The 18,896-nt window shown below is 49.5% G+C and carries 14 protein-coding genes; 8 read left to right on the forward strand and 6 right to left on the reverse strand.

What is annotated here, in order from left to right; all coding sequences use genetic code 11:
* Window positions 1-31 precede the first annotated feature (31 nt).
* The 6 genes from purB to FT643_RS00490 all read left to right on the forward strand — a co-directional run bounded on the left by purB (window position 32) and on the right by FT643_RS00490 (window position 9,198).
* Window positions 32-1,399 carry an adenylosuccinate lyase gene (gene purB / locus FT643_RS00465; RefSeq protein WP_156868726.1) on the forward strand — a complete coding sequence of 456 codons (1,368 nt, stop codon included), beginning with the start codon at window positions 32-34 and terminating at the stop codon, window positions 1,397-1,399.
* A 14-nt stretch (window positions 1,400-1,413) separates the two neighbouring features.
* Window positions 1,414-2,601 (forward strand): cupin domain-containing protein, encoded by a 1,188-nt coding sequence (locus tag FT643_RS00470; RefSeq protein ID WP_156868727.1) that lies wholly within the window; start codon window positions 1,414-1,416, stop codon window positions 2,599-2,601.
* A gap of 98 nt (window positions 2,602-2,699) precedes the next feature.
* Window positions 2,700-3,221, forward strand: a complete 522-nt coding sequence (locus FT643_RS00475; RefSeq protein ID WP_156868728.1) for a DUF7931 domain-containing protein — start codon at window positions 2,700-2,702, stop codon at window positions 3,219-3,221.
* Window positions 3,218-4,039, forward strand: a complete 822-nt coding sequence (locus FT643_RS00480) for a hypothetical protein (protein ID WP_156868729.1) — start codon at window positions 3,218-3,220, stop codon at window positions 4,037-4,039. The genes FT643_RS00475 and FT643_RS00480 overlap by 4 nt, the downstream gene beginning before the upstream one ends.
* A 164-nt stretch (window positions 4,040-4,203) precedes the next feature.
* Window positions 4,204-6,369: a malate synthase G gene (locus FT643_RS00485; RefSeq protein ID WP_156868730.1), complete on the forward strand. Its 2,166-nt coding sequence runs from the start codon at window positions 4,204-4,206 to the stop codon at window positions 6,367-6,369.
* Window positions 6,370-6,681: 312 nt separating this feature from the next.
* Entirely contained in the window at window positions 6,682-9,198 is a 2,517-nt protein-coding gene (locus FT643_RS00490) for a hypothetical protein (RefSeq protein ID WP_156868731.1), read from the forward strand.
* Between the two features lie 9 nt (window positions 9,199-9,207).
* Here FT643_RS00490 and FT643_RS00495 read toward each other — a convergent pair whose 3' ends face one another.
* Genes FT643_RS00495 through ttcA form a run of 3 tightly spaced genes read right to left on the reverse strand, consistent with a single transcriptional unit; the run spans window position 9,208 to window position 12,452 of the window.
* Window positions 9,208-10,218, reverse strand: a complete 1,011-nt coding sequence (locus tag FT643_RS00495) for a LysR family transcriptional regulator (RefSeq protein ID WP_156868732.1) — start codon at window positions 10,216-10,218, stop codon at window positions 9,208-9,210.
* Window positions 10,219-10,267: 49 nt separating this feature from the next.
* Window positions 10,268-11,491 (reverse strand): nucleoside recognition domain-containing protein, encoded by a 1,224-nt coding sequence (locus FT643_RS00500; protein ID WP_156868733.1) that lies wholly within the window; start codon window positions 11,489-11,491, stop codon window positions 10,268-10,270.
* Window positions 11,492-11,534: 43 nt separating this feature from the next.
* Window positions 11,535-12,452, reverse strand: coding sequence for a tRNA 2-thiocytidine(32) synthetase TtcA (gene ttcA, locus FT643_RS00505; RefSeq protein WP_156868734.1), 918 nt, complete (start codon window positions 12,450-12,452; stop codon window positions 11,535-11,537).
* Window positions 12,453-12,703: 251 nt separating this feature from the next.
* Between ttcA and FT643_RS00510 the strand changes: the two genes are divergently transcribed.
* Window positions 12,704-14,452 carry an alkaline phosphatase D family protein gene (locus tag FT643_RS00510; protein ID WP_156868735.1) on the forward strand — a complete coding sequence of 583 codons (1,749 nt, stop codon included), beginning with the start codon at window positions 12,704-12,706 and terminating at the stop codon, window positions 14,450-14,452.
* Window positions 14,453-14,532: 80 nt separating this feature from the next.
* Here the strand turns inward: FT643_RS00510 and FT643_RS00515 are convergent, their stop codons facing one another.
* The 3 genes from FT643_RS00515 to FT643_RS00525 all read right to left on the reverse strand — a co-directional run bounded on the left by FT643_RS00515 (window position 14,533) and on the right by FT643_RS00525 (window position 17,747).
* Window positions 14,533-15,738: an acyl-CoA dehydrogenase family protein gene (locus FT643_RS00515; RefSeq protein WP_411267792.1), complete on the reverse strand. Its 1,206-nt coding sequence runs from the start codon at window positions 15,736-15,738 to the stop codon at window positions 14,533-14,535.
* Between the two features lie 29 nt (window positions 15,739-15,767).
* Window positions 15,768-16,883, reverse strand: a complete 1,116-nt coding sequence (locus FT643_RS00520; protein ID WP_156868737.1) for an acyl-CoA dehydrogenase family protein — start codon at window positions 16,881-16,883, stop codon at window positions 15,768-15,770.
* Window positions 16,884-17,054: 171 nt separating this feature from the next.
* Window positions 17,055-17,747 carry a M48 family metallopeptidase gene (locus tag FT643_RS00525; protein WP_156868738.1) on the reverse strand — a complete coding sequence of 231 codons (693 nt, stop codon included), beginning with the start codon at window positions 17,745-17,747 and terminating at the stop codon, window positions 17,055-17,057.
* 188 nt (window positions 17,748-17,935) lie between these two features.
* On the opposite strand from FT643_RS00525, the gene FT643_RS00530 reads away from it, so the two are divergent.
* Window positions 17,936-18,895, forward strand: coding sequence for a hypothetical protein (locus FT643_RS00530; RefSeq protein WP_198043224.1), 960 nt, complete (start codon window positions 17,936-17,938; stop codon window positions 18,893-18,895).
* Window position 18,896: the final 1 nt, after the last annotated feature.

Raw genomic sequence — 18,896 nt, forward strand, 5'->3', positions numbered from 1 at the left:
TACAAACAGCGTTTTTGTCGAGGAAAATTCTATGCAACTGAGTGCCCTGACCGCCATATCACCGGTGGACGGACGATACGGTAATAAAACAGAATCACTGCGATCCATATTCAGTGAGTTTGGCTTGATTCGGTTTCGTGTCCTGGTGGAAGTCCGTTGGTTACAACAGCTCGCGAAGCAGGATGACATCGCTGAAGTACCTATGTTCAGTGACCAGACTAACGCCACGCTGGATCGCATTATCGAGCAGTTTTCAATAAACGACGCCCAACGTATTAAAGACATTGAGCGCACCACTAATCATGATGTGAAAGCGGTTGAGTATTTCCTGAAAGAAAAGATTGCGGGCAACGCCGAACTGGAAGCGGTCAGTGAATTTATCCACTTCGCCTGCACCTCAGAAGACATTAACAATTTATCTCACGCGTTAATGCTCAGCGCCGGACGTGACCAGGTGTTAGTGCCTGTGCTGGAGAAATTGACTCGATCTATTGCTGGGTTGGCACACCAATACGCTGACATGCCAATGCTGTCTCGCACTCATGGACAGACAGCATCGCCCTCCACCATGGGCAAAGAAATGGCCAACGTGGTAGCCCGCCTTTACCGCCAGCTTGACCAGATCAAAACCATTTCACTACTGGGAAAAATCAACGGCGCCGTGGGCAACTTTAATGCTCACCTGAGTGCATACCCTGAGCTGGACTGGGAAACCATCGCGGATCAGTTTATTACCAGCCTGGGCTTACAAAAAAATCCGTACACTACCCAGATAGAGCCCCATGACTATATTGCTGAATTGTTTGACGCAATAGCCCGCTTCAACACCATATTGATCGATTTTAATCGCGACATTTGGGGCTATATTTCACTCGGGTATTTCAAACAAAGAACCATTGCCGGTGAAATAGGCTCGTCCACAATGCCACACAAGGTCAACCCCATCGATTTCGAAAACTCCGAAGGCAACCTGGGCATTGCCAATGCGATCCTGGCACACCTGGCGCAAAAGCTACCTATCTCACGCTGGCAGCGTGACCTGACCGATTCAACCGTGTTACGAAATCTGGGGGTGGGACTGGCGCACGGACTGATCGCCTATGAATCGGCCTTTAAGGGTATCGATAAACTGGAGATTAACGAGAGTCGTCTGGCGGAGGACCTGGATCAGGCGTGGGAGGTATTGGCAGAACCGATTCAGACTGTCATGCGCCGCTATGGAATTGAGAAACCTTATGAAAAGCTGAAGGAACTCACTCGCGGCAAAACAATCAATAAAAAAGGACTTGCCGATTTCGTTGATACTCTAGCCATCCCCGAACAGGAAAAAATCCGACTGAAAGCGCTCACTCCGGCGGCCTATATTGGCAACGCGGCTCAACAAGCGAAAAAGATCTAAGGAATTTCACGACAATGACAGCCCAGCCTCTACCGATTCTCGGCGGAATGAGTGCAGAGGAATTTTTGCAGGATTACTGGCAAAAGAAGCCCCTGTTGATTCGAAATGCATGCCCAGAAGCCGGATCACTCATGGAAGCGGAGGAATTGGCCGGACTGTCGTTGGACGATACCATAGAGTCCCGGATTATCCTGGAGCGCAGCCCCATAGACTGGGAGTTAAAGCTCGGTCCATTTGATAATAAACTGTATAAAAACCTGCCGCCAACTCACTGGACTCTGCTGGTTCAGGCTGTGGATCACCATGTGCCTGCGGTATCCAATTTGCTGGAAGCTTTTCCCTTTATTCCCAGCTGGCGAATTGACGACATCATGGCGAGCTTCGCAACCAAAGACGGCAGTGTCGGCCCTCACTTCGATTACTACGATGTCTTTCTGATTCAGGCCGACGGTCAGCGCCGCTGGCAACTGGGCCAACGTTGCGATGATCAAACACCGCTGCTGCCAAACCTCGGCATCAGGGTATTGAAAGATTTCCAGGCAATCGAGGAATGGATAGTCAACCCCGGAGATGTTTTGTATTTACCACCGGGAATAGCGCACTACGGTGTCGCGTTAAATAACTGTATGACCTATTCCGTTGGTTTTCGCGCTCCCAGCGAGCACGAAATCCTAAGCGATTTTGTACACCATTCTTCGCTGCATCAAAATCAGGATAAACGTTATAGTGATCCGGATCTGCTCTTGCAGGAAAACCCGGGCTGGATCAGCCCTCAAGCGGTAGATCGGGTACAGGAAATTTTGCAGAATATGGTTTCAGACCGCAGCCAAATTGAAATATGGATGGCGGGTTACCTGTCACAGACAAAATACGAACCCCAACCGGAGCCGCCGGAAGAAGATTATTCAGGTAACGACGTGCTGGACCTGCTGGCAGAGAATTATTCCCTGCATCGGGAGGAGTCGAGTCGCCTGGTCTACATAGCCGATAACCAAAATCACCCGGAAATATTTTTTATCAACGGGGAACAGCTCGAAATCCTGCCGATTACAGAACCACTGGTACTTTTTCTCTGCCAGCACCGTTATTACGACCCGGCTCAGCTTTCCATCTATTGCCGATCCCCTGATAGCCTTGCCTTGCTCACGCGCTTGCTGAATATGGGTGTGATCTATTTCGAAGAAGACCAATTTCAGAATTAGCAGACGTATCGACAGACCATTTGGTACTGGGCTGGTTAATTCTCATTCGTAAAAGAAGTGTTAAACTGTCTTTAAATAGATCTAAAGACGGTGATCCTATGTCCATCCAAAACCTGGCTCCTTTATTAGTGGTCGGTGAAAGTACCGGCACCATCCTGCTGGAGACCGTGGAAGACTTTCGCTGCGCCACCGCCAGTATGGCAGCACAGGGAAAACGCTGTATTAAGCTGTTTACTCAGGAGCTGGATCACGACCTTTACGATAACGACCTCTTTTTGCAAGCCGTGTCCGCCGCCTGCCGCACCCAACGCAACTGCACCCTATCGATCCTGCTGAAAGACGCCAACAAAACCGCAAAATTCGGCCACCGGCTTGCCGAATTGCAAAAAAGAATCCCCTCACTTGTGGAAATTCGCAGCTTGCCTCGGGAACACCAAGACATGAACAATGAATACCTGATTGTGGACGACATCGCCATGGTCAAGCGCTTTGCACTCGGCCATATGCGTGGGCATTGTGAATTCCGTAGTATTCCTGATGCTGTCAAATTTGGCCGCCAGTTCAGCGAAATATGGGAAAAGAGTCTACCCTGTCAGGAGCTAAGGAGACTCTCCATATGAAAGCCCTGCCGCCCCTTAAAAGCCTGTTCCCTTTGTTGGCAATGACTATTTTCGTGCTGTTTAGCCCCCTCATTCATGGGGAGCAATCCGCTGAAATTTATGAAACCTACCTGCCGGCGCAAAAACTGATACCGGTAATCGAACCCATTCTTAACGCCGACGATAGGATAACCGCCTACCACAACAAGCTATTCATCAAAGCCAGCGAAGACACCCACCGGGAAATTTTAGCGGTGCTGGAACAAATTGACCGGCTGCCAAAGAATGTGCTGATTTCAATACGCTATTCCGACGATATCGAATCCGCTCAGACAACAACAAATGATCAGATTAAAGTGTACAGAGGCACCAGCCAGGGCAAGGATGTTGAAGTCGAGTTAATGGCAAAACATCGATTATCCACCCGTTTGGACAAAGCAGACCAAAAAATCAAAGTGCTCGAAGGTGAGCAAGGCGTCCTTACTGTGGGTAAAGACGCGGCGCAAAACAAGTGGGTTTTGGTGAATCCATTTGAAACTCGCGTGACACAGGAATATAGAACGGTAGGGAGCCAGCTATATGTCATTCCTTATTTATTGAAAGACGAACGGGTGCGCCTGGAAGTCTTCACTAAAAATCAGCAATTTAGAGGCGGATCCGAAACCGAAACCAAGAAATTGGAAGCGCAAACTGTGCTCCTGCTCGAACCCGGTGTGTGGACTCCGATGGCCGGCTCTGTGCAGATCAAGCAGAGCGGCGATAACTCAACCACGCTTAGCACCCACAGTGACAGCACCAGTAGTAAAACCTTACTAATCAAGGTAGATGTGCTCGAATAACCCCCCTTTTGTCCTGCTTATCGTGCAACACAAAATGACCATCGAGTCTACCCCTAAACCATTTGACACAATTATCTCTAAACTGCATCATCCCTCCCCCCTGGTATAGTACCCAAATACCCAATGTAAGCCATTTCCGGCACATATCAGTAGAGGTGGAAAAGATGACAGAGCGCACCCAAATCGGTGGTTTAGATATCGCTACCGTTCTTTATGATCTAGTAGCCAACCAAATTGCACCCGGTACCGGTGTCGAACCAGCTCAATTCTGGGCGGAACTGGAAAGCATCCTGGCTGATCTTGCTCCCAAAAATAAAGCATTGCTGGCAAAGCGGGAAGATATGCAGGCCAAAATTGACCAATGGCACCAGCAAAACTCGGGCAGCGCTTTCGATGCCAACACCTACCGCGCCTTCCTGGTCGAACTGGGTTACCTGCTGCCGGAAGTCAGCGAAGTTTCTGTAAGTACAGAGAATGTAGATGCAGAAATCGCCGAGATAGCGGGCCCGCAGTTGGTCGTTCCAGTCATGAACGCGCGATACGCACTCAACGCTGCCAACGCTCGCTGGGGCAGTTTGTACGATGCGCTTTACGGCACGAATGTGATACCCGAGACCGACGGCGCCGAGAAAGGCAAAGGCTACAACCCAGTACGTGGAAATAAGGTTATTGCCTATGCCCGCCAATTCCTCGATCAATGTGCTGCCCTGGAAAATGGAAGTCATACCGACTCAACCGCCTATTCAATTAAAAATCAGCAGTTGGTTGTAGCACTCAAGGATGGTAGCGAAACCGGATTGGCGCAGCCTGAAAAATTCGTTGGTTTTAAAGGTTCCGAGCTTGAACCCGAATCCCTGGTTCTGCGCAACAACAAGCTGCACGTGGAAATACAGATCGACCGCAATGGCTCAATTGGCCAAAGTGACGCAGCAGGCGTTAACGACCTGTGCCTTGAATCCGCGATTACTACAATCCAGGATTGTGAAGATTCCGTGGCCGCGGTAGATGCAGAAGATAAATGCGTCGCATATAGTAATTGGTTGGGTCTGATGAAAGGCGACCTGCAGGAAACCTTCCAGAAAGGCGGTAACAATTTGACCCGGGTTATGAATCCGGACCGCACTTTTACCGCCGTAGACGGCAGCGAGCTGGTACTGCCCGGACGCTCCATGCTGCTGGTACGCAATGTCGGTCACTTGATGACGATCGATGCCGTGAAATACCAGGGCGAAGATATTCCCGAGGGTATTCTGGATGGCATGATCACGTCGTTGATCGCGATTCACGACCTGAAAGGCACCGGCTCTTTCAAAAACTCCCGTGAGGGCAGCGTCTATATTGTTAAACCTAAAATGCATGGGCCTGAAGAAGTGGCATTTGCCGTTGAGTTGTTCGAGCGGGTGGAAAATGCCTTGGGGCTAAAAAAGAATACCCTAAAAATCGGAATAATGGACGAAGAGCGCCGCACCACCGTTAACCTTAAAAACTGCATTAACGTGGCAAGGGAGCGCGTGATATTCATTAATACCGGTTTCCTTGATCGTACTGGCGACGAAATTCATACCTCAATGGAAGCAGGGCCGTTCATTCGCAAAACCGCCATGAAGCAACAGCCCTGGATCAATGCTTATGAAGATTGGAACGTGGACATCGGTCTTGAATGTGGCCTGAAAGGTCGGGCCCAAATCGGTAAAGGTATGTGGGCAATGCCGGACGAAATGGCCGCCATGATGGACGCTAAAATCGGCCACCCCAAAGCGGGCGCAAGTTGTGCCTGGGTTCCCTCCCCGACCGCAGCAACTCTTCACGTAATGCACTATCACATGGTGAATGTGGCTGAAGTTCAAACGCAACTGGAACAGCGTCAACGCGCCAGTCTGGAGGACATACTGACAATACCCGTCATGCAAGATAGAGCCTCTCTTTCTGCCGACGACATTCAGAAAGAGCTGGACAATAACGCCCAGGGTATACTCGGCTATGTGGTGCGCTGGATAGACCAGGGCGTTGGTTGCTCTAAAGTTCCGGATATCAATGACGTGGGACTGATGGAAGACCGCGCCACCTTACGGATCTCCAGCCAACATATCGCCAACTGGTTGCGACACGGGATTTGCTCCGAAGATCAGGTGATGGAAACCATGCGCCGCATGGCCGCAGTAGTTGATCGCCAGAACGCAGGAGACGCTGAATATAATAATATGGCCCCGGACTGCAATGGAATCGCATTTCAAGCTGCATGTGAATTGGTAATTGAAGGCTGTAAGCAGCCAAGCGGCTACACCGAGCCGGTCTTACACCGCCGCCGCCGTGAGGCAAAAGCCCAATAGGAAAACAGCAAGAAACCCGGCCTGAACCGGGTTTCTTGCTGTAAGGGCTGCCGAAGATCCATCAAGCACGCCCTCAATATACCTCCAGAATTTGGAGACTATTTAACTTAGAACAATAAATATTCGATTTATCTCTTGAATATCATCCACTTTTCAGGCTTTATTATTACAAGCCTGCTCCTTGCTGTTCATCATAGGGCTCTGAATCGAGTCATTCAGAAACTGAAATTAACAGATGAATTCTTATACCTGGCAGTAGAGTTTCGGCTACCGGCAAATAAATAACTAATAAAAACAACCAAGCTGGTTTCTATGAATGCGATAAAGCAATTTTCACTGCCGTCAGACTCTGTGTCGTCCGGAATTCAGCGACCGCAGCCAAACTCGGAAAGTAGCCGCCCTGCCAGGATTGCACGTCATGATTTGACTCTGCAAATCCGCTCTCAACTGGACAAGCGCATCATTTCCCTTGTTGCACCTTTAGGTTCCGGCAAAACGTCGTTGCTGACCGACGCATTTTCGGGGTTAGGCGCTGTGTGGCTGGAATTGATGCCCAAGGACCACTACGCAAAGAATTTTTTTAATCGTCTCACTCACGCCATCCGTAAAATTGATCCCCAATTCCCCGCTTATGTAATTTGCCCGGCTAACGAATTTTTAACGGCAACTCCCCAATTTGCGGTCGGGATGTTCATAGAAGAACTAAACAGGTTAGCAGCCAAGAATCATGCACCACTGATTATTATACTGGATGAATTACATCATCTTGGAGGCGTTAACTGGGCGCCTTCAATAGTCAAGATTATTGAGGCAACTCATAACGTTGTCTGGGTATTATCAGGGGAATACACACATACGCTGAACCTGAAACACATCAAGGCAACGGGTGATTTTTTTCAACTGACGGAAAAGCAATTGTACTTCAGCCTCGCAGAGACTGAGCGCGTTCTGCTAAAGGCGGGCCCCAGCATTCATTTCCAGACTGTATTGAACGCCCTGCATAGCCGAAATGGTAGCTGGCCCTACGGAGCCGGTCTCGCTGTTAGCTTTTTGCAACAGAACAACCTTAAAAGCCGGCTCGACATCGAAATCAACTCCGGCTCTTTCACACTTAATCTGATCGATATTCTTGTTCGGCAACAATCGGAGTCAGTAAAACAATTGATTCAGGCTAGCGTATTTCTGAACCGCTTCAACAAACAACTCTGCATGCGTGTCACGGAATCACCTGATTGTGCCCGATCCTTATCAATTCTGGAGTCCATCAACGGCATCCTGGTCAAGACCGAAAGCGACAAGCTGTGTTATCGCTATCATCCGGTGGTCCAGGAACACCTTAAAGAGCAATTTACAAACTTGCCTCCCGGCTGCAAAGACCCGATGGTATCCAGAGCCTGCAATTGGTTAATCGAAAACGACTTTGCTGCCGAAGCCTACCATGCAGCGGAATATCATAGCCAATCGGAATTCATCGCAGAGATAAAACAGCAATGCCTAAAAACGGCAATACGTCTGATAGACGTTGAAATGGTATTGGAATGGATCAAAAACAAAACCCATGTTTCGCCTGCACTGGGTGATCAGGATCGCCTGGCCTGGTGCTGGGCATTAAGTCTTTCGGGACATATCAAGGCCGCACAAAACGAACTCTCCATTTTGTTGCGTTCGGTGTTGCCGGGATACGAACACGATCCGGACTCTACCATCAAGCAACTGTTCCTCAATCCCGCGAATAAATTACAATGCCATATGGCTATTATCTATGTCGCATTGCAGGCCATGCACTCACCGTTGAGTACCCGTTTGCTGGATTACCTGAATACGCTCCACAGCAATACCCTGGTTTCCCCGGGTGTCAGTGCACGCATCGAAAACATATTGGCTCACCACTATTGCGTTAGTGGTGATTTTAGTCGTGCAAAACGACACCTTAAGCTTGCTGCCGGCATTGCAAAGGTAAACGCCAATTCGCATTGTTTAATCGTTTCAATTTACATACAGGCTCGAATTGAAATGCTCAGCGGCGATCTAAATGGTGCGCTGGAAATCTGTAACCGGTTTCTTTCCAGCGCCCTGGCGGCCACGACGAAAGAGAAGCATCATCTGATTCTGGCACTGAGAGCGTATATTTTCTATTGCGGTATCAAACCACAGATCGGAATAGCCGAGGCACATGCGCTGGCTGCGTCGAATGTTGCGGGACTGAATAGTAACGGACTGGTGCAGGTTTTCAGTCCGCTACTGCATGACCATTTACGCCATAGACGATACGACCAGGCTAAGGTGATTTTAAATTTTCTGGATAAGTCAGCTCAACAACATCACAGCAAGTCATTACAGGTGCACGTCATACTGGAGCATTTCCGCTACGCACTAATACGATCGGACCAGCTCAGTATCAATGCATGGGTCATTCAATATCAGCTACCGGAAAAAGTGGCTCAGAGCCTCGATTCCAAATCGGCGATGGAATGGAACATTCGTGAAAACTGGCTGGTATGCGCCATTTTCTACCACGTCAGTCAGGGCAAATTCAGCGAAGCTAGCCGTCTCAACGCGCAGCTACTGTATTTGAATATCGAATGCGGGTATCCGGTGCGCTATCTGCCCATCGCAATGATGCAAACCTGGTTGGATTATCAGGGTGGCAGACGAAGTAATGCCTTTTTCAAATTGAATGAGATACTGGCCCAAGCGGAAATTTCTGCTCAGGGTTACGGTCTGTTTGATATCATCCCCGATGCGACTGAGTTTGTGTCGGACGCACTGGCCGATAACCGGATCAACTCAGAAAAGCACCGGAATCTATTACGTAACTTAGGCTATTAAGCTCTCCGCTTAAATCAAATCCGACGGGTCAATTCCACTGGCGGCCGCTTCTGCTGCTGGCTTTTCCGGCAACACCACGTCTTCCTCCCTGCGCTCAACACTGTACATAATTAAACGACGCAGCCATTGGTGACCCGCATTGGGGTGCAGCAAAGGGCTCCAGGCCATTTTCAAATCAAACTCAGGAATATAAAAAGGCGGATCCAACATCACCAGGTTAGGATTGGTCGCTTGCATGATGGCCACTTTGGTTGGCAATGTTGCAATAAGATCATTGTTTTGTGCTAATAAGCCGGGCATTTGATAGTGCCGCGTAAAGATCGTGATCTTACGTTTGCTGCCTATACGCTGCAGCGCCTGATCAATCCAACCCAATCCACCGGACTTTTCCGGGTTGACTCCAAAGCCCACGCCCATACCGGTTTTACTCACCCAAATATGCTGCGCATTAAGATACGATTTTAAATTAAAATTGGTCGCCACCGGATTTTTTTTATTGATCAGGCAGGAAAATGTGTCATTCCATACCGTGGTCTGATGAAACGATTGCGGAATTTCATCGAAACGATTAATCGCCATATCGACCCGACCCTGTTCCATGTCCTGATAACTCACGTCGGATGGGGTAAGAAAATCCAGGATGATATTAGGTGCCTCGCTGCGGATATGCTTAATTAACGGCGGGATCAGAGTAGACTCAGCATAATCGCTTACCATGATGCGAAAGACACGCCGACTGGTGAGGGGCTTAAACTCCTGGCGCGGTTCCAGCATAAACTGCGTATCCACCAGAATCTGGCGGACACGCGGTTGCAGATCCAGGGCTCGCTCTGTCGGTTTCATTCCCTCACTGGAACGAATCAGCAAGGGGTCATTAAACAGCACTCTCAGCCGCTTAAGGCCGTTGCTCATGGCAGGCTGGGTGATGCCCAGCTGCTCCGCTGCGCGGGTTACATTCAGCTCCCGCAGCAACACATCCAGGTAAACTAAAAGGTTAAGGTCAATCCGACCAATATTCATGTTAACAATGCCGCCCAACAAGCTATAAACACGGTGAATTATGGCAGAATCAGCTGAAAAACCACAGTCCGAGTATCACTGCAGCAGTAAGCCCCACCGCATCGCACAACAAACCGCACCACAACGCATAACGAATACGGGTAATCCCCACCACGCCGAAATAGACAGTGAGCACATAAAACGTCGTCTCAGTAGAACCCTGCATCACCGTGGCAATCAGCGCCGGGAGGGAATCCACTCCCTGAGTGTTCATGACATCCAGCATTAATGCACGGGCTCCACTACCGCTGAACGGTTTCATAAAGGCGACCGGCAAGGCGTCTACAATTTGCCCGTTTATACCGGCATTAGTTAGCGCCAGCCTGATCCACTCCAATCCATAGTCTAATGCACCGCTGGCGCGGAATACCCCAATCGCAACTAACATGGCGACCAGATAGGGAATCAATTGAATGGCCGTGCCGAAGCCCTCCTTCGCACCTTCGATAAACTGTTCATACACAGGAACCCCTTTTCGCATGCCCACAGCTATAAAGAGCACGATGACTGCCAGCAATAGTCCGTTTGCCAACATAGTAGATACATCGGTTAGCTGTGATGAAGATAGAAAAGACAGCCAATAAATAAAGGCGCTGATTGCAACCAATATAGTGAAAAGATAGGCCAGCACCACAACATCAAAACGAATACGTTGCACCACCATAACCGTTAATAAACCCACCAGAGATGAAGCTGCTGTCGCCAATAAAATGGGAATAAAAACCAGAGTCGGGTCAGTGGCGCCCAGTTGTGCGCGATACATAAAAATCGTAACAGGTAATAGCGTGACAGAGGACGTGTTCAAAACCAGAAACAGGATTTGCGCGTTTGAGGCGGTATCTTTCTGCGGATTCAAGGATTGCAGTGCCTGCATGGCTTTCAAGCCTAAAGGCGTGGCGGCGTTATCCAAACCGAGCATATTGGCGGCCAGATTTAAAGTGACTGCACCCTGGGCCGGATGGCCTTTCGGTACTTCCGGCATGATGCGGGTAAAAAAGGGAGACAACAAACGGCTGACGCTATCGATCAGGCCGGCACGCTCGGCTATTCTAAAAAAACCGGACCAGAGTGCCAGCAGGCCCACCAAGCCCAAGGCTATTTCGACAGACAGTTGCGCCATATCAAAGCTGGCCTGGATGACTTCCTGGAAGGCTCCGACGTCCCCGTTTAAACAACGCAGCGCGCTGACCAGCGCACCAATCAGAAAAAAACCACCCCATATGTAATTCAGCATCCGTTACCTGACAACAGCGGTTTTCTCCCGATCCCGATCCGTGCTAAAGATTTAGCACATCCATTTTTTGTACGGCTGCGTTGGCGGGTTTACCCTCAATAGTTTGATCATCCGCAAACTCATACACTTTGCGTTCACCGCTACGGTCGATTTGAAGTTGACTAAAATCGAACAACGCAGGGTCTGCCATTTGTGAAAGCTTAATGTTTTGCATTGCACTGAAGATATGCTCGATTCGGCCCGGTGTTTGTCTGTCCCACTGTTGCAGCATGGCTTTAATATTCTGTCGTTGCAAGTTTTCCTGTGAGCCGCAAAGATTGCAGGGAATGATAGGGAACTCCTTGAACGCGGCAAATTTCTCGATGTCTTTTTCGCGGCAATAAGCCAACGGACGGATAACGATATTTCGGCCATCATCCGACAATAACTTCGGTGGCATCGAAGACAGCCGGGAACCATAAAACATATTCAAGAACAGGGTTTCCACCATATCATCACGATGATGTCCCAATGCTATTTTGGTAGCGTTTATATCTTCAGCGAAAGAATATAGGGTTCCGCGACGCAAGCGCGAACACAGGCCACAGGTCGTAGCGCCTTCCGGGATTTTTTCTTTTACTACCGAATAGGTGTCGCGATTAATTACGTAATACTCGATGCCTAATGCGTCCAGATATTGAGGCAAAACATGCTCGGGAAACCCGGGCTGCTTCTGATCCATATTGACGGCGACAAGGTCAAACTGGATGGGAGCGCTCTTTTGCAGCCCCATCAGAATATGGAGCATTGTGTAAGAGTCTTTTCCACCGGACAGGCAAACCATAATCCGGTCTCCCTCTTCAATCATATTGAAGTCAGCGATCGCTTTGCCGGTTTCCCGACGCAGCCGCTTCTGCAACTTGTTAAATTGGGTGCGCTGTTTCTTCACCAATTCTGCATTGCTTACTACGTTGTCCGGCATGATGATTCTCTGTTGGGGGAATGGCGGGGGGTTTTTACCTGAAATCTGACGTAATGTAAACTTACGAACTTAGTTGTACTTTCGTTCCGCCTTAATTATATTGCTTTATCAGGGTGTTATAAAGTTTTCCGCCTGAAACATAAATCACATAATAAAAAGATACAAGAGTCATCCATTGACCCGGCACAATGCCGAATCCACAGCTTGTGATGGGTGATTCACTTATAAATAGTACAGCTTGGGGTACTTAAATGAACACGATTGATCGACGTAGATTTCTGTCATTTATCGCTGCCGGAATCGCCACTCCTTTTATTGTCACTGTTACCGCGGATCAGGCGCAAGCCGGACTGATATCACCTGATGCTCCACTATCAAAGGACTCGGCCCGGGTCTTCAGCTTGTCTGTATCCTCCGGTGACCCTACCCCTACGGGCGTGATGCTCTGGACCCGGATCGACCCCAGCGCCTATCGCCAGGGGCAAGCTCTCATTGTCCAGGTGGCCCACGACGTGGAGTTCAGGCAGCTCGCGTTTGAAAGCCTGGTTGAGGCACCCCACATCAAGCCCAGTCGGGATTACACTGTGTCGTTGGATTTGGATGGCTATCTGGAACCGGACATCCGCTATTATTACCGTTTTATTTACAACAACACGGTGAGCCGAACCGCGCGTTGCCGCACAGCCCCCCCATACGGAGCCGAACTGCAGCACCTAAAACTGGCGCTATTGACCTGCCAGGATTATACCAATGGTTACTATGGCGTAATGGCCCAGATCGCCGCAGATGACTCGATTGATTTCGTGCTTCACCTGGGGGATTTTATCTATGAGACCGCAGGAGACCCTCGCTTTCAAAGCCTGCCCTTCGAAGACCGTAAAATTATTCTGCCCAGTGACGGACTGGTGGCTCTGGATCTGGACGATTATCGTCATCTTTATCGAACTTACCGTTCTGATCCGCTACTACAGCAAGCCATGGAGCAACATACCTTCATTATTACCCGCGACGACCACGAGACTGTAAACGACGCCTATTGGGATTACGAACGCCATACCCTGGGCGCGCCGGATCACCCCTATACCCTCGACCCGGCTTTCGGAAATGACCCGGCTCTGCTCAACCAACTGATGCTGGATTCCCAACAAGCCTGGCTCGAATACATTCCGGCACGGGTGGAGGTCAATGCAGATTCCACGGATCCACACCGCTATCTAAAGTATTACCGTCGTGTGCAGCTGGGTAATCTGGTGGATCTATTTATGTTGGATGGTCGCACGTACCGAACCGGCCACCCCTGTGGCGAGGGCGATTTTTTTGAGCGCTACCTGCCTTACGGTTGTTCGAACTGGCGTAGCGATCAACAGACACTGCTCGGTGCGGATCAGCGCGACTGGCTTTTGAATGGCATCATTGGCTCCAGTGCACGCTGGAAGCTGCTCGGCAACCAAACCTACATGGGCAGCCTGGGAATTAAATTAAAAAATGGCAAATTGCCCATCAATGTCGATGCGTGGGATGGCTTCGACTATGAAAGAAATATGATAAACAACGAGGTCGCCCTGAATAAAATTGAAAATTTTGTCGTAGTAACAGGCGATCTGCACACTTATATTGCATCGCATATCAAGAAGGACTACGACAAGCGTTCCATATTTGATTTTGACAACTATTTAGGTGTGGAATTCATGACGCCCTCGGTAACGTCTGCTGGGCTCTTTGACTTGATCGGCGCAGCCACTCCCCAGGGCGAACAGCAACTTGTCGCGCAGGCTGTCACCAACACGGCTGTGCGCACGACCAACCCTCATATCCGCTATTTCAACACCACGCAAAACGGGTATTCCACAATAGAATTCAGCGATAGACATTGCGATTGGAAGGCTTACATCGTCGATAAGAATATAAACCGGGGAGATCAGGCAATTAAGCTGACACGCCACTACCGAAAATATACAACTTTCCCCTGGCTGGTCACTCAAGCTGCACTGGTTTACTAGTTTACAAGCAGTAAACCGCATCGACGGGGTCAGGGTCGGTTCCGGACCACTCTTACAGACCCCGTTTCGCTCCCTCTGTATTACTTTAATTCAGAGGAAGATTTTCCCAGCACATGTCGGGCAATAATCAATTGTTGTATCTGCTGGGTACCTTCAAAAATATCCAGGATTTTAGAATCCCTAGCCAGCTTTTCCAACAGCTCGGCTTCACCATAACCCAATGACCCGCACAGCTCGACGCATTTCAGTGTGATGCGATTACCGACCCGTCCTGCTTTTGCTTTGCACATGGACGCCTCCTTTGAATTTGGCTGATTATTATCAGCCATCCACGCTGCTTTTAGTATCAATAGCCGCGACGCTTCCAGCTCGGCTTCCAGGCGATAAATTTCTGCTTGCAGAGCACTACCGTTATAAAGGCTCTTGCCGTAATCGAATACCACTCCTTCTTTTTCCAGCAGCTCCCGCGTGATCTCCAGAGCCGCGCGTGCCACGCCATAGGCCATCGCGGCAACCGGCGGACGGGTATTATCGAATGTCTGCATTACGCCGCCAAAAGCTTTCTTGCGCGCCTCCGCGGTATCCGCTATTTCCGCAGAGCCCAGAATATTGTCCTTGGGAATTTTGCAATCGGTGAATACGATAGCGGCTGTATCAGATACCCGCAAACCCATTTTGTCTTCACAACGCACCACCTCCATTCCCGGTGTGCCTTTTTCTACCACGAAGGATTTAATGGCGGCTTTACCTTTACCCCTATCCAGAGTCGCCCAAACCACCACTGCATCACCCCGCTGTGCAGCAGTGGCGAAAATTTTTTCACCGTTTAAAATCCAATTATCACCTTGCAACCGTGCAGTAGTCTGAACTGCGGCCGAATCTGAACCGCAACCAGGTTCAGTAATGGCCATAGCACAATGTAACTGACCAAACTTTTGCTTCTGTTGGGGCGTGCCAACGGCTTGTATTGCCGCATTCCCTAAACCCAACCCCGGGATGGATAACATCAATCCGACACACCCCCAGGACAACTCTGCAGTCGCCAATACTTGCATCATATTGGCACCGTTGCTGATCTCACTCACACCAGCAGAGCCTTCCGACGACGTTCGCTGGGAACTCATGCCGACATTTTTCAGCATCGCCCCGACCGGAATCAACTCCTCTGGAGTATCGCAATGTTCGATTTTATCGTACTTTCGTGCTATCGGTCGGAACACCGCATGAGCCAACTGGTGGCTCATCTTCTGAGCCATTTGTAATTTCTGTGGTAACTCTAAATTAATCATGATTTGGAAGCTCCTTCCTGATTCGATTAAACCACTACCACACCTTGTAACAGTGCATGCGCCCGCAAGTTTCTGTAAAACATCTCTACCGGATGCTCTCGGATGAAGCCGTGACCGCCCAATAACTGAATGCCGTTAGTACCGATTTCCATGGATTTTTCGGCACAAAATATACGGCACCAATACGCCTGTTCATGAAACGGTAATCCCTGTTCAGCACGCGACGCTGCCCGATACACCAGCATTCTCATGGCTTCCAGCTCGGTCGCCATATCCGCCACCATGAAGGCAACCGATTGGCGATGAGAAACAGGCTCCCCGAAAGCGGTACGTTCATTCACATAGGGCACAACGTAATCCAGCACGGCCTCGCAGCAGCCAACGGTAACGGCGCTCAGGCCGATTGCTGACAGGTCGGTCAGGCGCCGAATATCGAGTTCGATGCGCGCATCTACGCCCACTTGCACATCCTTTAACGTAACACGGCTTAAATTTAATGGTCTTAACCCCATGTAGTGTTCGTCCGTCACGCGCAGACCTGCACTATCACCATCGACGATAAAGCCTGCGATCCGGTTATTTTCGTCCGCTGCCAGCACCAGAATAAAGCGTGCCTGTGCTGCCAATGCTACCATCGTCTTCTCGCCGTTCAGACAATACCCTGTCGCGACCTTGAACGCCTTCGTACGTATGTCTGCGGCATCGAAAGTGGCACGCGGCTCCATCAAAGCAATGGTAGCTACTTGAAAACGTTCGTTTGCCAGCGGAGTCAGGTATTTTTCCTGTTGCCGTTCTGACGCCTGATCCAACAGCACATTGATGAAACTCGAAGGTGTTAACGCCGCAATCGCCAGTGACATGTCCCCCTTACCCAAATCCTCAGCGTTCAACATATTGGAAACCGGCGAACGTATCATACCCGCTCCCCCCAGTGCTTCCGGTATCGGCATCAGGCTCAAACCCAGCTCGGCAATGCGATTAAAGAACTCTGCAGGAGGCTGGCCCGCCTCGTCTGAAGCGCGAGCTATGGATTGAATTTCAGCACGGGCGAATCGTCGCAAAGATTCCCGTGTCATGCGCTGCTCTGCTGTTAACGTTATATCGAAACATTCATTGAACGATGCGCTTTGATCTGCAGACATTCGTTACTGCCCCTTTTCTATATAGATGGGTGTCGCGTTTAATGAGATAGGAATAATAAACAGCGCTCTAAATGCTAGGCGAGTGGCGTGGTTAGCAACAATGATCAAAAGTGACAAATACAAGTCAATCGTGATGCTCAGGGCCGGGCCAGGATCGACATCGGAGCCAGCCTAATATTGCAGGCTAAGGTCGTTTAGCAATGCATCCCAACGACGCCATTGCGGCATCGCCATTGTCATTAACCGATAGAACCGGGTGCTGTGATTGAATTCTTTGAGATGACATAGTTCATGTACAACCACGACATCAATGCATTCCAACGGGTACTTCACCAAATTGGTATTAAGTAGGATACGGCCGTTGCTGCGACAGGTTCCCCAGCGCCGCTTCATCAGCCTTGGCTCTATCGTGGACGCAGACAACGCAAATGACTGCATTTGCTGGCGCCAGTGGTCATGCCGTTCGTGATAGATGGCGCTGGCCTGCGTTCGATACCAGGCTTTTAATTTTCGTTCTACTGTTGCAACAGAGTCACCGGCGGCAGCGCCGGGCACCACATATTCCACTGCGGGGGCCGTATCATAGCCGATTACCTGCTTTTCTCCCAGGAAGTAAAACTGATTCCCCCACTGAAGTTGTGGTTCATAGGGTTTCGGACGGCGCTCTAACTCTGCGAGTTGTTTCTCAATCCAAACGCGCTTGGAATAGACGAAGCTCATTGCTTCCTTGCGCGACACGAAATAAGGCACCCGCACTTCGATACCATGCTCAGCACTGACATAAATACCGATACTTTTCCGTTTGCCATAGGTGAGTTGAAATTCCGTGTCATTCCCACTGGCTAAATCACTTTGATGCGCCAACTTATTGTCACCCTGAGTAAGAAAATTAATTTGAAATGTAAGCCATTGAAGAGGCTGATGTTATGCATTCATCCTGGTTACATATCTTTACATTTTGAATTTTCGACTAGTCTGAAAGTAATACCGGGCCGCTTTACGGGCAGTCCGGCGGTCAATCTCCCGAATTATATATTGCTGGTCGCTGCTACATGGATACACATACCCTGACGAAGTTCTTGCGCATAGTAAGCTGCTCATTGCTTTCAATCTGCACATTACCTGCGTGGGCATTTGGCCCAGACACAGCGCCTGCTGAAGTAAAATTTAACACTAGTTATGGCAATACCCAAGGCACTCTTAACTGGCAGATTGCAGGCGGCAACGGAGGCCCGAACATACTGTCTGAATTGACCTACCGGAATGTACAATTCAAACAATTCCAGATGTCGGGTAGCACCCTATTCAAACGCGGGCCACTGACCAACGCCGAGTTGTTTGTGGATTATAAAACCGGAATTGCGAGCGACGGTAGTGTGCAGGATTCTGACTACCAGACCGATAACCGAGGCCAGGAGTACAGTCGCAGTCACTCTTCAGCAAACGGCTCTCGGATGCAGGATATTACCCTGGGAGCCGCTTACCACTTTCAGATCAATACCTATCAATCATTGATACCGATGCTGGCTTACACCCGCAAGACTCAAAAAATGCTAATGACCGAAGGACTTCAGGTCGTGGACATATACAACCCCTATAATCTGGGGCCCTTCCGTAACACGCTGAACAGCTCCTATATCACAAGCTGGGATTCCATAGTTATGGGAATGGGCTGGAAAATGGAAACCCAAAACCATGAATTACTGCTGAACGCAAAATTTCATTTACTGGATTATCATGCTGAAGCGGACTGGAACCTGCGCAGTGATTTCGCCCATCCTAAGAGTTTCGAGCACTGGGCCGGTGGCAACGGATTTGGGCTGCAACTTTCTTACGCATACCGCTTTTCAGAATTATTCAGCTTGTGGCTTAACTGGTATCGAGAAGATTGGCGCACCAATCCGGGTACCGACGTTGTCTATCTGGCGGATGGGTCACGTGGTACAACTACGTTAAATGAGGTAACCTGGGAAGCGACTGGATTTGCAACAGGGCTGCTTTTTCGCTTCTAAA

This window comes from Ketobacter sp. MCCC 1A13808, from assembly GCF_009746715.1.
Classification (GTDB): Bacteria; Pseudomonadota; Gammaproteobacteria; order Pseudomonadales; family Ketobacteraceae; genus Ketobacter.

Coding starts and splice junctions, on each gene's coding strand:
- purB (WP_156868726.1), top strand. CDS start 32: ATGCAACTGAGTGCCCTGACCGCCATATCACCGGTGGACGGACGATAC.
- FT643_RS00470 (WP_156868727.1), top strand. CDS start 1,414: ATGACAGCCCAGCCTCTACCGATTCTCGGCGGAATGAGTGCAGAGGAA.
- FT643_RS00475 (WP_156868728.1), top strand. CDS start 2,700: ATGTCCATCCAAAACCTGGCTCCTTTATTAGTGGTCGGTGAAAGTACC.
- FT643_RS00480 (WP_156868729.1), top strand. CDS start 3,218: ATGAAAGCCCTGCCGCCCCTTAAAAGCCTGTTCCCTTTGTTGGCAATG.
- FT643_RS00485 (WP_156868730.1), top strand. CDS start 4,204: ATGACAGAGCGCACCCAAATCGGTGGTTTAGATATCGCTACCGTTCTT.
- FT643_RS00490 (WP_156868731.1), top strand. CDS start 6,682: ATGAATGCGATAAAGCAATTTTCACTGCCGTCAGACTCTGTGTCGTCC.
- FT643_RS00495 (WP_156868732.1), bottom strand. CDS start 10,218: ATGAATATTGGTCGGATTGACCTTAACCTTTTAGTTTACCTGGATGTG.
- FT643_RS00500 (WP_156868733.1), bottom strand. CDS start 11,491: ATGCTGAATTACATATGGGGTGGTTTTTTTCTGATTGGTGCGCTGGTC.
- ttcA (WP_156868734.1), bottom strand. CDS start 12,452: ATGCCGGACAACGTAGTAAGCAATGCAGAATTGGTGAAGAAACAGCGC.
- FT643_RS00510 (WP_156868735.1), top strand. CDS start 12,704: ATGAACACGATTGATCGACGTAGATTTCTGTCATTTATCGCTGCCGGA.
- FT643_RS00520 (WP_156868737.1), bottom strand. CDS start 16,883: ATGTCTGCAGATCAAAGCGCATCGTTCAATGAATGTTTCGATATAACG.
- FT643_RS00530 (WP_198043224.1), top strand. CDS start 17,936: ATGGATACACATACCCTGACGAAGTTCTTGCGCATAGTAAGCTGCTCA.